Source organism: Serratia sp. CY52157 (assembly GCF_052168495.1).
GTDB classification, from domain to species: Bacteria; Pseudomonadota; Gammaproteobacteria; order Enterobacterales; family Enterobacteriaceae; genus Serratia; species Serratia ureilytica.
Window position 1 is genome coordinate 1,203,938 of record NZ_JBJNMO010000001.1, and the last position, 12,736, is coordinate 1,216,673.

The window sequence follows — 12,736 nt, forward strand, 5'->3', positions numbered from 1 at the left end:
GCTCAGCGGCGTGCATCTCTGCTTGCTCTCACGGTTCTTCACCTCCCACACCTTCCGCATTTTTCATGCTCATCACCGGCGTCGCCATAAAAGCGCCGACGCCCACGATTACAACCAGAGTAATAACCACTGTCATTAACATGCGATCACCCCATCAACGTTGAGTTGTTACGGCTGACTCTGTTTTGGCGGTTCTTGCTGCGGTCTGCTCCGCGTCACCCACCGCGGCGGCGACAGTCTCAGATTAGCCGTTTTTCCTTTCGGCTGACAAGCGGCGGTTCAACGGTTTTTCCGAATCATGCCCCGTCATCGGCGGCGTTTTTTGTCCGCGGCGGCAAGTTGTGTATACTTCACCGCTATGTAGATCTCACACTGACGCACTGATGATACAAGAACACCATCTCTCATTGGTCTGCGCCCTCAGCAAATGGGTCGAAACTCACCTCGGACGAGTGATCCATCTCGAAGAGCTGGCCGAGTACTCCGGCTACTCGCTGTGGCACATGCAGAAGCTGTTCAAAGAAGCGACAGGGATTTCGCTGGGCAAATACATTCGTGAACGCCGTCTGGCCGGCGCGGTCTATCAACTGCGCAGCAGTGAAGCGTCGATTTTCGATATCGCCCTGGACTTTGGCTTCGGCTCACAGTCCCACTTCACCTACATGTTCAGAAAGCGTTTTAATATCACGCCTTACGATTTCCGCCAGGATCTGAGCGTCGATCTGCACATCGATCCGCCGCTGCACGTCATTCACCAAAAATCCGCCTGATTTTCGCCCGCCGTCAACCGGCGGGTTAACGCGCGCCCCAGACCGCCAGCAGCGCGATCGCGGCCGGCAACGCCTGCACCCACAGGATCTTGCGGCTGGCGGTCAGCCCGCCGAACACGCCGGCCGCCAGCACGCAGCCGAGAAAGAACAGCTGCAGCGCCACATCTTCACGCCAATAGCCCCATACCAGACCCAGCGCCAGAAAACCGTTGTACAGCCCCTGGTTGGCGGCCAAGACCCGCGTGGCCGCGGCGAACTCCGCCGTCGTCCCGAATGCTCGCCTGCCGATCGGCGCGCGCCACAGGAACATTTCCAATACCAGGATATAAAGGTGGAGCGCCGCGATAAGCAGCAGAACAATGTCGGCAATGAGCTTCATGATTATCCAAATAGCGAAATGGGGATGCCGTCAAGTATAAGTGATGGGTGAATATCGCTCACCATCCAAGATAAAAAAACCCGCCGAAGCGGGTTTATGCAGGAGTCATTTTTTGAGGTTAGTGTAATACGGCAACCAACAATGCCGCGACAGAGACCCAAAACAGCGCCGTGGCAACCACGACATGGGACAGTCTTGCACGATAAAGAACTTGGCTCATAATGACCTCACTGACATCAGACTAACGGGAGACAACCTGACTTCCTGAGGATTATCCTAATCTTCTTCCGTTTATCATTATATGCGTCAGATCACTATTTCGTTGAGAAACTTTATATTGTCGTGAAGCTGGAGCCGCGATCACATTTATTGCGCGTTATTAGAGCGAAATAAGTCGAATAATCTCGGCGATTATATCCTAACGCTATCAAACTTCGCTCCACGGCAGGCGTGGCGCGGCCATGCGCTCACCGGAATAACCGCTGACCGCCGGAAAACGATCCGTTTCCTGCTCCCAATCGCGCTGAGCCTGAATAATTTCCGCTTTAGTATGGCCAACGAAGTTCCACCAGATAAGGATCTCTTCATTTAACGGCGCTCCACCGATTAATAATCCCCGGCTGCCCTTCTCTGCATTTAACTCAATAGAGTTATTACCCATGCCTAAATAGGCGAATGCGTCAGGTGAAAATGTTTCACCATTAAGTTCAAATGCACCAATCAGGGGCAAAAAGCCGATTTCATAATCATCGCGCAGCGGCAATTGCGCCGTCGCCGCCTCTTGCCATTCCATATCAATGGCGATTAATGGCGAAAGAGTAAACACCGGTGAACGATAAGCGCCAAATTCCCCGACCAGCAAACGGTGATTCACGCCGTTATTCCGCCACTGCGGCAAATCGGGATAATGATCGAATCGCGGCGCCATGTCGGCATATTCGGCCGGCAACGCAATCCACAATTGTGCGGCGTGCAGTCGTCGGTCCTCGCCCACCGACTGTTCCGTATGCGCGATGCCGTGCCCTGCGGTCATCAGATTGACCTGCCCCGGACGGATCAACTGTTCGCTGCCGAGGCTATCGCGGTGCAGCACCTCACCCTCGATCATCCAGGTAAAGGTTTGCAGACCGGTGTGCGGATGCGGCCCTACGTCCATGCCGGGCGCGGTGCCGTTGAATACCGTCGGGCCGGCGTGATCGAGAAAACACCAGGCGCCGACGGTGCGCCGCTCCCGGGTTGGCAACGCGCGGTTGATAGGAATGCCGCCCACTTCAGCATTGCGCACGGCAATGCGCTGGATCTGGCGCGCGCCGTCAACGACAGGGCACTCGCGTGAGGGTGAAAAGCGCGTAGGATGTGACTGACTCATCGCAAAGACCTCCTGAATGGCGCCGATTCGCCAAGGATAATCGCCCCAGCTTAGCACAGGACAACGCCCCCTGGAGAGCGACGACGCTCAGCCGCGCTCACGCGGATTAAGGTGTTTTGATGTAGCAGCTTTTAATATCGATATCGTCGTGGGCATGCCTGAGATCGGAGAAATAAGTCACTCCGAAGAGAATCGACACGACCAGCAGTACAGAAACCAACAGGCCGATAATCGCCAACAGTTTGGTTTCATCGTGGAGATTGGGCTCCATTTTCTCTCCCCTAGTTAATGACGTCAGGTCAGCCACAGCGTGACCGCCAACGTAAAAATGATCAGTGAGCAGGACGCAATCGCCAAAACGACGATCGCAAATTGCGCATCACCCAAGGTTTCTCTGTAGTTTTTATCCGTCAAGGCGTTACGCTGCTGTTTCACTAAATCGGCTTTCACTCGTTCAACTGCTGCATTGCTGTTTGATGGGGCAAGACACCCCCTCAGAATGGGGGAGCGAAATCCCCCTTCGGCTGCTCAGTCCGCAACCGGGCCATGACGCTACCAACTTTCCCCCCCAGGGTCAACACCGCCGCCGCGGGCCGGCGAGCGCAGGCACACGGTATGTGTAACTTTTATTTAGAGGGAAGGGAAATAAGAGATGCTTATAGCGGAGGCAAAAAAAAGCCCGGCACATCGCCGGGCCAGGGGAGACAGAAGCGTTATTGCGGGATACGCAGCACCTGTCCCGGATAGATCTTGTCCGGGCTCGACAGCATCGGCTTGTTGGCTTCGAAAATTTTGTTGTAGAGATTGGCGTTACCGTACATCTCTTTGGAGATTGCGCTCAGCGTATCGCCCTTCTTCACGGTATAGAAGCGGCTCTCGGCGTCGGATTGCGCTACCGCCACCTTGTCTTCCACACCGCTGATGCCCGCTACGTTGCCAATCGCCACCAGAATCTTCTCTTTCAGCTCCTGGCTGACGGCATCGCCGGTCACCACCGCTTTCCCATCGACCACCTGCACATTGACTTTGTCGGTGCCCGGCAGGCCGCTCTTATCGAGATGCTCCTTGAGTTTGGCGCTTTGATCTTCGGCGGAGGCATTGCCGGTGACTGTGTCCCACAGTTTTTCGCCCGCTTCTTTGACAAAGTTAAACAAGCCCATATTCACTCCTTTTGATGGTTGCACTAATGCGTTGATGTAAGGCTTGTTAAGCTTAGCATCGTCAAAAGGATCTGCCATCCGCTCTCGCCCCCAGAAACGGCTGGAGAATTCCGAAAGTGCCGTCTGCGGCGCCTCATTGGCGTTTTATCGCGCAATGATGCTGAAAAATCGCGCTTTTTTACCTACACTGTTGCAGACAAGGCGGCTCGACGAAGGAGGCTGCAAGATGTACGCATTGGTGATGTTTGTCTGTTATCTGGATGGCGGCTGCAGTGAAATGGTGGTGGACATATTGCGCGACGAACCGCAATGCCTGGTGGCGATGAAGGAACAGAACCTGCGTCACGCCGGCTGTTATCCCATGGAAGAATTTATTGACGGCTTCTGGTTGCCGGCCAGCGAATACTCGGATTTTTGATCCCCTCCCCGCCTGATGCTGAGGAATTTCTGATTTCATCGGAAACTGCATCTTCCTCCGAGGCACAAGGCCGCTGTTTTGCTAAATTGCGGCTCCCGAAGAAGAAAGACAGAGAAAGGTCATGTCAGCATCGGCTCATTCCAACGAGCAATATGAAATTCTGCTGCGCAACGTCAGTCTGGCGTTAGGCGACGCAGTGTTGCAGTTAATCAAAAACCATAAAAAGGTATCCGGCGGCAATATTCTTTCGCAGCTGGTGACAGAGATAGAGCGAGAGCAGGATCAGCAGCGGTTTGCCGCGCTGCGTTCGGCCATCGAGCTGGTGGGGTTGGCGCCAAAAGGCTGAGCGCGCGATACAAACGAAGGCAGGGCTTGCGCCCTGCCTGATTACCGATCCCGACACAGGATGAGGGTAATGGAATTGCAGCTTAGAAGCGGTAGGTCAGGTTGACGGCAACGATATCGTCAGTGCTCAGCTTCAGTTTGTTGTCGTCGTTCAACTGGTTGATCTTGTAGTCGACGTAGGTGTACATGTTTTTGTTGAAGTAGTAAGTCGCGCCCACTTCCACGTATTTCACCAGATCGACGTCGCCAATCCCTTCAATATCCTTGCCTTTCGACTGCACGTAGGCCAGAGACGGACGCAGACCGTTTTCGAACTGGTACTGGGCCACCACTTCGAAGTTCTGCGTTTTGTTGGCGAAGCCGGAGACGCCATTGCCGCTGATCGGCGTCATGTTGCGGGTATCGGCATACATGGCCGCCAGATAGACCTGGTTGGCGTCATATTTGATTGCGGTGGTCCAGGCAGTGGCCTTGTCGCCTTTACCGTACTGCAACGCTTTCTGAGCGCTGGTACGGTTGGAATCGGAGAACGCCGCCGCGACGCCGATGCCGGTGCCGCCGATGTCCTGATAGTCCAGAGACATGCCGTAACCGTCGCCGTTTTGCTTGGTCACGCTGCGGCCGTCACCGTCGTTTTTACCCTGGTACTGCAACGCCAGGTTCAGGCCTTCCACCAAACCGAAGAAGTCACGGTTGCGGTAGGTCGCCAGGCCGTTGGAGCGCGCGGTCATGTAGTTGTCGGTGTAGCTGTAGGAGTCGCCGCCGAATTCCGGCAGCATGTCGGTATAAGCTTCGGCGTCGTACACCACGCCGTAGTTACGGCCGTAGTCGAACGAGCCATAGTTGGCGAACTTCAGGCCGGCGAAGCCCAGACGGGTTTTGGTGCCGGTGGTGCCCTGCGCTTCATCGTGGTTGGCCTGAACGTTGTATTCCCACTGGCCGTAACCGGTCAGCTGATCGTTGATCTGGGTTTCGCCTTTAAAGCCCAGACGAACATACGTTTTATCTCCGTCTTCACTTTTATCTTTACTGAAAACGTGTTTGGCCGAAACGCGGCCGTACAGGTCGAGTTTATTGCCATCTTTATTGTAGATTTCAGCCGCGTTGGCGAAGGAGGTGACCGCCCCGAGGGCGACAGCTAAGGCTAATACACTGCGTTTCATCATTTATTTTCCTAGATATTATAATTAGAACCCTGCCCGTCACGCCCAATTTATAATTTGGGCTGTGATTTTATCTTTTGGTATTTTATGAGCTCCCCTAATGCTGGGGTGATGTGACATTAGCATCATGAATCAAAACTTAAAATCAAAAAGTTCATGAAACAACGAGGAGAAAGCATGTTTATTTGTAACCATATATTTCAAAAAAGAGAATGCATAACCCATTGAATATAAGAAATTTTTATCACATAACTTATAACCAAAACGGTGCAACGCACCAATTTAGTGCATTTTGGTTTCGTTTTGCGTGCTTTCTGCGCGATTCAAAAGTAACAACAAGATTAGCATGGTTATTAAAAACGTTACTTATTTCACATTTTTATCTTAACAAAGTCACCAGGCAATTAAGGCTTTCCGATAACGGCTGAATACGGCCTTTATTCATTCACGTAAAGAAATCCCTATAGGACGAATAAAATTCGATTTATGGCCATTTAAATAGCGGGAAATAGCAGATTAAAATAATGAAAGGAATAAACGGCAGCGCGCTGACGGCGCCGCCGAGGATAAATCAATACAGCGTAGAACGGGAAACTTCGCTCAACAGCATGCCGGCGCGCAGCCCCAGCGCCACAGTGGGGTTAGGAAACAGTATCCACGCGCCCTCTTCGCCAACGCGATACTCCTCCTGCGGCTGCTCGCACAGCAACATCCCCGGTTTCAACTCGGTGAAGTTGGCGGTGTCATCATCCAGATGCAGCTTGAAATCCTCGCTGTGTTTGATCAACGAGTGCATCACACGGAATACCCGGATCGCCTCGCCCGCGCGCTCCGGCAACGGCCTCTCGCTGACCGCCGCCCGCAGAGCGCGATCGATGGCGGCGAACTGCTGCAGATCGTTGCTGCCGAACGGCCGCGCCTTGCCCAGCTCGAGCGTACAGCTCGCCGCATTGAGATGCTCGCTGGAATAGTGGCTGAAAGTCCCGCCCGGCGCACTGTGTACCACCAGCGCATCCAGATCGGCGGCATCCAGCAGCTTTAGCATCGGTTCGCTGTACGGGCGCTTCTGGAAGGGCAAAATGCCAAAGCGCGGCAAATGCGACTCGCGAATGGCGGTGTGCAGATCGTAATGGAAACGCGCCGCCTGTTCGCCATCAAAAAAGGCGGCGAGCGTGCGCTCCAACTGCTGGGCGCGCGCGGTTTCCCCGCTGGCGGCGAAGTTGCGGTAGCGGCCGCCGAACATGCGGTTCATGTCGCTGTGCAGATAGCGCTTGCCCGCCCGCATCGCCGCCGGGTTGCCCAGCACCACCAACAGCCGCACCGTCAGCGGTAACCGGCCGGCAAGGAGATCGCCGACCAGTTGATTGAGCAGTTCAATCGGCGCGGTTTCATTGCCGTGTACGCCCGCCGACACCACCAACGCCTGGCGATAACGCTGCCGCGGCGTGAGTTCCAACACCCCTTCCCCCAGCCAACGCCAGCGCAGCTGCGGCGTTTCGCCCTGCCATTCGGCGGGCTCTTTCCCCTCCAGCGTCAGGGGCAGTAGATCGATCATGCAGCCTCCCTTATCGTTGGAACGGATAGATGGACCCGAGACCGAGGATCGACGTCAGCGAATCCAACGCCTCGCGCCCTTCGCGCAGCAGCAGCGGATCGGCCAGGTCATCCTGCGTCAGGCGATCGCGGTAATGACGATCCACCCATTCGTTCAGCGTCGCGAACAGCCGATCGTTCATCATGACGCGTGGATTCACCGCCCGCAGTTCTTGATCGTTGAGCGCCACCCGCAGCCTCAGGCAGGCCGGGCCGCCGCCGTTGCGCATGCTTTCGCGCAGATCGAACACGCGGATTTCATCAATCGGGCCGCCACTGCCGACCATCTCGTTCAGATAACGCCACACGCCGACATGCTGGCGCGACTCTTCCGGCACCACGATCATCATCTTGCCGTTCGGCTTGGTGAGAATTTGGCTGTTGAACAGATAAGTCGCCACCGCGTCCGCCACCGAGACGCGCTCCGTCGGCACTTCAATCGCCACCAGCTCGCTGTCCAGCGTCGCCATCTTGCGGCGCACTTCATCCAGCGCCTGTTGCTGGCGGTAAAACGCCTGCTGGTGGTGGAACAGCACATTCTGGTTGCTGACCGCAATCACGTCGTTATGGAACACGCCCTGGTCGATCACCGCCGGATTTTGCTGCACGAAGACCGTATGCTGCTCGTCCAATTGGTGCAGGCGAGCGATCGCCTCACCGGCTTCGCGCGTCTGGCGCGCAGGATAACGCGCCGGCGCCGTTTCGCCGCCAAACTCCTGGCGACCGTAAACGAACACCTGCACGCTGCGCCTGGCATAATCGCCGCCCAGCCGGTTATGGTTGGCCGCCCCTTCGTCCCCGAACAACGCCACCTGCGGCAGCGCTTCATGGTGGGCGAAATGCCGGTCGTCGTTAAACATCGCCCGCAAAACGTCGGTGGTCGTTTCCGCTTCAATGGCGCGGTGGAATTTATTGTTCAGGTTAGCGGCGGTGAAATGCACCTTGCCGTCTGCGCTGTCCGCCGAGGGGGACACCGTGGCCGCATTGGCGGTCCACATGCAGGACGCCGAGCTGAGCGCCGACAGCAAACGCGGCGATTGACGCATCGCCTGCGCCAGCACCGCCTCATCGCTGCCGCTGAAACCCAGGCGACGCAACATCGGCAAATGCGGCCGCTCCTGCGGCGGCAATACCCCTTGCTGGAAACCGAGATCGGCCAGCGCCTTCATTTTCAGCAGCCCCTGCTTCGCCGCCAGCTTCGGGTTCGATACGCTGTTTTGATGCTGCGTAGAGGCCTCGTTACCGAACGACAGCCCGGCATAGTGGTGCGTCGGCCCCACCAAACCGTCGAAATTGACTTCATATCCTGACATGGCTATCCCCTGGGGATGGCCTGCGGCGACGCCATGACGCCGCCGCAGACGATTAACGGAACGACAAGCCCGGCGAGAGCGTCGCCGGCAGCGACAGGCTTTCGCTTTCCAGCGACGCCATCGGCCAGGCGCAATAGTCCGCCGCATAGAAGGCGCTTGGGCGATGGTTGCCGGAAGCCCCCACGCCGCCGAACGGCGCCGCACTGGACGCCCCGGTCAACGGCTTGTTCCAGTTGACGATGCCGGCACGCGCTTCCAGCAGCAGCCTCTCGAACAGCTCGCGCTGCGGCGAGACCAATCCCACCGACAGGCCGTAGCGCGTCTGGTTGGCGAGCCGCAGGGCCTCGTCGAAATCGCGGTAACGCACGATCGTGGTCAACGGCCCGAAGTACTCTTCGTCCGGCACGCCGGCCACGCCGGTCAGCTCGATGATGCCCGGGCTGAGCAGCGAACTGCCCGGCTCCAGCAGACGCATGGCCAGCAGCGATTTACCGCCCAGCGCCAGCAAGCGCTGCTGCGCTTTCAGCATGTTTTCCGCCGCGGCCGCCGACACTACGCCGCCCATGAACGGCTGCGGTTCGGCATCCCAACGGCCGACGCGCAGCTCGCCCGCCACCTGAACCAAACGCGCGATAAAAGCGTCGCCTTCCGCCCCCTGCTTCACCAAAATGCGGCGTGAACAGGTGCAGCGTTGGCCGGCGGAGATAAACGCCGACTGGATAGCCAGGTTGACCGCCGCGTCGCGATCCTCGAAACCATCGACGATCAGCGCGTTGTTGCCGCCCATCTCCAGCGCCAGGATCTTCTCCGGCTGCCCCGCCAATTGGCGATGCAGGTGGTAACCGGTGCCGGCGCTGCCGGTGAACAACAGGCCGTCGATATCCGCACTGGCGGCCAGCGCCTCGCCGGTTTCCCGGCCACCCTGCACCAGATTGATCACCCCGTCCGGCAGACCGGCCTTCAGCCACAGCTTCAGGGTCTCCTCGGCGGTCAGCGGCGTCAGTTCGCTCGGCTTGAACACCACACAGTTTCCGGCCAGCAGCGCCGGCACGATATGGCCGTTCGGCAGATGGCCGGGGAAGTTGTAAGGCCCGAACACCGCCAGCACGCCGTGCGGGCGATGGCGCAGCACCGAAGCGCCGTCGGCCATCGCCGTCTGGCTAAAGCCGGTGCGCGCCTGATAGGCCTGCAGTGAAATGCCCACCTTGCCGATCATCGCCTGAATTTCGGTCAGGGTTTCCCAGCGCGGTTTGCCGGTCTCACGGCTGATGGTTTCCGCCAGCGACTGTTTATGTTCTTCCAGCAAAGCGGCGAAGCGTTTCACCAGCTGTTCGCGCTGCTCGAACGGCGTACGCGCCCAGCCGGGGAATGCGGCGCGCGCGGCTTCGCAGGCGGCGGCGACGTCATCGGCGTCGGCGGCGTTGGCGCGCCACAGCGGCTGATTGCCGACCGGATCGGCCTTGCCGAACTCCGCGCCGCGGCCCTGCCGCCAGACGCCGTTAATCAACAGTGCAGGATGGGACATCATGCTTTCTCCTGTGCAATAAGGGGGAGTACCCGCACCGGGCTGCCCTGCTCGACGCCGAGCGCCGCAGCGGTGGCGGCGTTGATATGCAGGCGGTCGTCATACAGATCGGCATTGACCAACAGTGCGCGGTAATTCTGATAGTTGTCGTTGGCGACCAGATGGACCGGCGCATCGGCGCGCATCGGCGTGTCATCCAGCACCACTTTGACCAGGCGGCTCTGCTTCACCGCACGGATGTGGTCGATTTCGGCTTCCAGCGTCGGGCCACCGTCGAAGATATCGACGTAGCCCTGATAGCTCAGGCCTTCCGCCTCCAGCAGGCGGCGCGCCGGCAGGGTTTGCGGGTGCACTTCACCGATCACCTTCTGCGCGTCTTCGGCCAGGAAATCGACATACAACGGATGTTTCGGCATCAGTTCGGCGATAAACGCTTTTTGTCCGGTGCCGCTCAGGTAGTCCGCCTTGGCGAACTCGATGGAGAAGAAACGGTGGCCGACGCTCTCCCAGAACGGCGAACGGCCGTTTTCATCGGAGAAACCGCGCATCTCGGCGATCAGACGGCGGGAGAAGCGTTCACGGAACGCGGCGATAAACAGGAAACGCACCTTCGACAGCAGCTTGCCGTTCTCGCCGTGACGATAGTCCGGATCGAGGAACAGCGTGCACAGTTCCGAATGCCCGGTATGGTCGTTGCTGAGGAACAGCGTCGGCACCGATTTATAGACGTTCAACTGTTTGGAAGCGTGCACCTGCGTGCCGACGCGGAAGCTGTACCAGGGTTCCGCCAGGCCGACGGCCACTTCGATCGCGCAGACCCCCACCGCCTGCCGGCGCTCGCTGTCTTCCAACACGAACAAATAACACTGGTCACTTTGCGGAAGTTCGCCTTGCCAGGTTTTTAACGCCCGCTCAATGCGTGCCGACAGGGTATCTTCATTTTGCGGCAGCGACGTGAGACCGATACCGGATTTGCCGGCAAGCGTCAGCAAATCCGCCAAATCGCGGCGCTCTATAGGGCGAATAATCATCATAATGCGAACCTCTTCTGAATCAGGCTGCGCCGATGAAGGCGCAGCCCGCTGATTAGCTGCAAATGCGCGCCACGGCGCGCGCGAATCGCGCCAGCCCCTCTTTCACATCCTGCTCAGGGATGATCAGCGACGGCGTGAAACGCACCACGTCCGGGCCGGCGATCAGCGCGATAACGCCTTCTTCGTTGGCCAGTTGGGTGATCTGCTTCGCTTTGCCGGCATAGTCTTTCTTCAGTTGGCAGCCGATCAGCAAACCGCCGCCGCGAATCTCGGCGAAGATCGGATACTGACGGTTGATGTCGTTCAACCCGTCGATGAACCACTGGTGGCGCTGCTTGACGCCTTCCAGCACTTCCGGGGTATTGATGATGGAGAACACTTCCCCCGCCACCGCCGTCGCCAGCGGGTTGCCGCCGTAAGTGGTGCCGTGAGTGCCGACGCCCAGCGTTTTCGCCAGCGCATCGGTGGTCAGCATGGCGCCGATCGGGAAGCCGCCGCCCAGCGCTTTCGCGGTGGTCAGCACGTCCGGCACCACGCCGTACTGCATATAGGCATACAGGTGGCCGGTGCGGCCGACGCCGGTCTGCACTTCGTCGAAGATCAGCAGCGCGTTATGGCGATCGCACAGTTCACGCAGCCCCTGCAGGAAACTGGCTTCCGCCGGCAGCACGCCGCCTTCGCCCTGGATAGGCTCGACGATCACCGCGCAGGTGCGATCGTTGATAAGCTCGGCCGCCGCGGCCAGATCGTTATACGGCGTATGGGTGATACCGCCCGGCAGCGGCGCAAAGTCCTGCGAATATTTTGGCTGGCCGCCGGCGGACACGGTAAACAGCGTACGGCCGTGGAACGCGTTGTTGAACGCCACAATCTGATCTTTACCGGCGCCGTGCTGGTCGTGCGCATGTTTGCGCGCCAGTTTCAGCGCCGCTTCGTTGGCTTCTGCCCCCGAGTTACAGAAAAACACCTTGTCGGCGAACGTGGCGTCGATCAGTTTCTTGGCCAGGCGCAGCACCGGTTCGTTGGTATAGCCATTGCCCAGATGCCACAGTTTGCCCGCCTGCTCCACCAGCGCCGCCTTGACCGCCGGGTGCGCATGGCCCAACGCGTTAACCGCGATGCCGCCGGCGAAATCGATGTAAGACTTACCCTGTTGATCCCACACCTGCGATCCTTCACCCCGCACCAGAATAAAATCGGCAGGGGCATAAACCGGGACCATCCAGTCATCGAAAGACTGGCGGGTAACTGCGATTGGCTGTTCCATAGTGACCTCATAATCTCAGCAAAGGCTGAATTTTGACTGTAAGGACCGCGCAAGCCCGGCTAGGCCGCCACAATGCAAAAAAACCGCTGTTCAAAACCGACTTTCCCGGCGGAGAAAATGCTGTCTCTCACCGCTGATTTAGAAACAAATCTGTTACATAAAATCGGTTTTTCACTATTTATGGCGCTTATCCGGTCCCTGAGCGGGGAGTAAATGTTAACGAGCAGTTAAAATACATGTCGTTTGATAAAGAGTGTAGAGCAGCTATCGTGCCAAAACGGGATTTTTGCCGGATTTTGCTATTTTTTACGTTAAAACAACGGCTTATAATGCATATTTATTCATTTTATATGCATTTGCAATGCATAATTTAAAAAATAAGGCCTAAAATCATCATTGC

General features: G+C 57.6%; 14 protein-coding genes. 3 read left to right on the forward strand and 11 right to left on the reverse strand.

Annotation, left to right across the window (positions count from 1 at the left end):
* Positions 1 to 383: 383 nt before the first annotated feature.
* A complete protein-coding gene (locus tag ACJ8IP_RS05780; protein WP_004927697.1) occupies positions 384 to 770 on the forward strand; it encodes a helix-turn-helix domain-containing protein in 387 nt (128 codons plus the stop codon).
* Positions 771 to 795: 25 nt separating this feature from the next.
* Here ACJ8IP_RS05780 and ACJ8IP_RS05785 read toward each other — a convergent pair whose 3' ends face one another.
* From ACJ8IP_RS05785 to lysM, 5 genes are all read right to left on the reverse strand, one after another.
* Complete coding sequence (locus tag ACJ8IP_RS05785; protein ID WP_046687262.1) at positions 796 to 1,149, reverse strand: DUF1304 domain-containing protein; 354 nt, start codon at positions 1,147 to 1,149, stop codon at positions 796 to 798.
* A 427-nt stretch (positions 1,150 to 1,576) separates the two neighbouring features.
* Positions 1,577 to 2,518 (reverse strand): pirin family protein, encoded by a 942-nt coding sequence (locus tag ACJ8IP_RS05790; RefSeq protein ID WP_089191912.1) that lies wholly within the window; start codon positions 2,516 to 2,518, stop codon positions 1,577 to 1,579.
* Positions 2,519 to 2,624: 106 nt separating this feature from the next.
* Entirely contained in the window at positions 2,625 to 2,789 is a 165-nt protein-coding gene (locus ACJ8IP_RS05795; protein WP_162837199.1) for a hypothetical protein, read from the reverse strand.
* A gap of 23 nt (positions 2,790 to 2,812) precedes the next feature.
* Positions 2,813 to 2,968 carry a hypothetical protein gene (locus ACJ8IP_RS05800; RefSeq protein WP_162882310.1) on the reverse strand — a complete coding sequence of 52 codons (156 nt, stop codon included), beginning with the start codon at positions 2,966 to 2,968 and terminating at the stop codon, positions 2,813 to 2,815.
* 263 nt (positions 2,969 to 3,231) lie between these two features.
* Positions 3,232 to 3,678 (reverse strand): peptidoglycan-binding protein LysM, encoded by a 447-nt coding sequence (gene lysM / locus ACJ8IP_RS05805; RefSeq protein ID WP_015378169.1) that lies wholly within the window; start codon positions 3,676 to 3,678, stop codon positions 3,232 to 3,234.
* A 226-nt stretch (positions 3,679 to 3,904) separates the two neighbouring features.
* On the opposite strand from lysM, the gene ACJ8IP_RS05810 reads away from it, so the two are divergent.
* Both ACJ8IP_RS05810 and ACJ8IP_RS05815 read left to right on the forward strand, forming a co-directional pair.
* Entirely contained in the window at positions 3,905 to 4,096 is a 192-nt protein-coding gene (locus ACJ8IP_RS05810) for a YebW family protein (RefSeq protein ID WP_004934567.1), read from the forward strand.
* A 121-nt stretch (positions 4,097 to 4,217) separates the two neighbouring features.
* Positions 4,218 to 4,442 (forward strand): biofilm development regulator YmgB/AriR family protein, encoded by a 225-nt coding sequence (locus tag ACJ8IP_RS05815; protein ID WP_033643403.1) that lies wholly within the window; start codon positions 4,218 to 4,220, stop codon positions 4,440 to 4,442.
* Positions 4,443 to 4,524: 82 nt separating this feature from the next.
* Here the strand turns inward: ACJ8IP_RS05815 and ompC are convergent, their stop codons facing one another.
* The 6 genes from ompC to ACJ8IP_RS05845 all read right to left on the reverse strand — a co-directional run bounded on the left by ompC (position 4,525) and on the right by ACJ8IP_RS05845 (position 12,336).
* Complete coding sequence (gene ompC / locus ACJ8IP_RS05820) at positions 4,525 to 5,607, reverse strand: porin OmpC (protein WP_033650925.1); 1,083 nt, start codon at positions 5,605 to 5,607, stop codon at positions 4,525 to 4,527.
* A 568-nt stretch (positions 5,608 to 6,175) separates the two neighbouring features.
* Positions 6,176 to 7,159: a succinylglutamate desuccinylase gene (astE, locus tag ACJ8IP_RS05825; protein WP_147880039.1), complete on the reverse strand. Its 984-nt coding sequence runs from the start codon at positions 7,157 to 7,159 to the stop codon at positions 6,176 to 6,178.
* A gap of 10 nt (positions 7,160 to 7,169) precedes the next feature.
* Positions 7,170 to 8,510: an N-succinylarginine dihydrolase gene (gene astB, locus ACJ8IP_RS05830; RefSeq protein ID WP_142075649.1), complete on the reverse strand. Its 1,341-nt coding sequence runs from the start codon at positions 8,508 to 8,510 to the stop codon at positions 7,170 to 7,172.
* Between the two features lie 52 nt (positions 8,511 to 8,562).
* Positions 8,563 to 10,035, reverse strand: a complete 1,473-nt coding sequence (gene astD, locus ACJ8IP_RS05835) for a succinylglutamate-semialdehyde dehydrogenase (RefSeq protein ID WP_046896729.1) — start codon at positions 10,033 to 10,035, stop codon at positions 8,563 to 8,565.
* Entirely contained in the window at positions 10,035 to 11,069 is a 1,035-nt protein-coding gene (astA, locus tag ACJ8IP_RS05840) for an arginine N-succinyltransferase (RefSeq protein WP_004934585.1), read from the reverse strand. Before astA ends, astD begins: the two co-directional genes overlap by 1 nt.
* A 52-nt stretch (positions 11,070 to 11,121) precedes the next feature.
* A complete protein-coding gene (locus ACJ8IP_RS05845; protein WP_015378175.1) occupies positions 11,122 to 12,336 on the reverse strand; it encodes an aspartate aminotransferase family protein in 1,215 nt (404 codons plus the stop codon).
* Positions 12,337 to 12,736: the final 400 nt, after the last annotated feature.

What these genes read in the sequence shown, in the direction of transcription:
- ACJ8IP_RS05780 (WP_004927697.1), top strand. Translation starts at nt 384, where the DNA reads ATGATACAAGAACACCATCTCTCATTGGTCTGCGCCCTCAGCAAATGG.
- ACJ8IP_RS05785 (WP_046687262.1), bottom strand. Translation starts at nt 1,149, where the DNA reads ATGAAGCTCATTGCCGACATTGTTCTGCTGCTTATCGCGGCGCTCCAC.
- ACJ8IP_RS05790 (WP_089191912.1), bottom strand. Translation starts at nt 2,518, where the DNA reads ATGAGTCAGTCACATCCTACGCGCTTTTCACCCTCACGCGAGTGCCCT.
- ACJ8IP_RS05795 (WP_162837199.1), bottom strand. Translation starts at nt 2,789, where the DNA reads ATGGAGCCCAATCTCCACGATGAAACCAAACTGTTGGCGATTATCGGC.
- lysM (WP_015378169.1), bottom strand. Translation starts at nt 3,678, where the DNA reads ATGGGCTTGTTTAACTTTGTCAAAGAAGCGGGCGAAAAACTGTGGGAC.
- ACJ8IP_RS05810 (WP_004934567.1), top strand. Translation starts at nt 3,905, where the DNA reads ATGTACGCATTGGTGATGTTTGTCTGTTATCTGGATGGCGGCTGCAGT.
- ACJ8IP_RS05815 (WP_033643403.1), top strand. Translation starts at nt 4,218, where the DNA reads ATGTCAGCATCGGCTCATTCCAACGAGCAATATGAAATTCTGCTGCGC.
- ompC (WP_033650925.1), bottom strand. Translation starts at nt 5,607, where the DNA reads ATGATGAAACGCAGTGTATTAGCCTTAGCTGTCGCCCTCGGGGCGGTC.
- astE (WP_147880039.1), bottom strand. Translation starts at nt 7,159, where the DNA reads ATGATCGATCTACTGCCCCTGACGCTGGAGGGGAAAGAGCCCGCCGAA.
- astB (WP_142075649.1), bottom strand. Translation starts at nt 8,510, where the DNA reads ATGTCAGGATATGAAGTCAATTTCGACGGTTTGGTGGGGCCGACGCAC.
- astD (WP_046896729.1), bottom strand. Translation starts at nt 10,035, where the DNA reads ATGTCCCATCCTGCACTGTTGATTAACGGCGTCTGGCGGCAGGGCCGC.
- astA (WP_004934585.1), bottom strand. Translation starts at nt 11,069, where the DNA reads ATGATGATTATTCGCCCTATAGAGCGCCGCGATTTGGCGGATTTGCTG.
- ACJ8IP_RS05845 (WP_015378175.1), bottom strand. Translation starts at nt 12,336, where the DNA reads ATGGAACAGCCAATCGCAGTTACCCGCCAGTCTTTCGATGACTGGATG.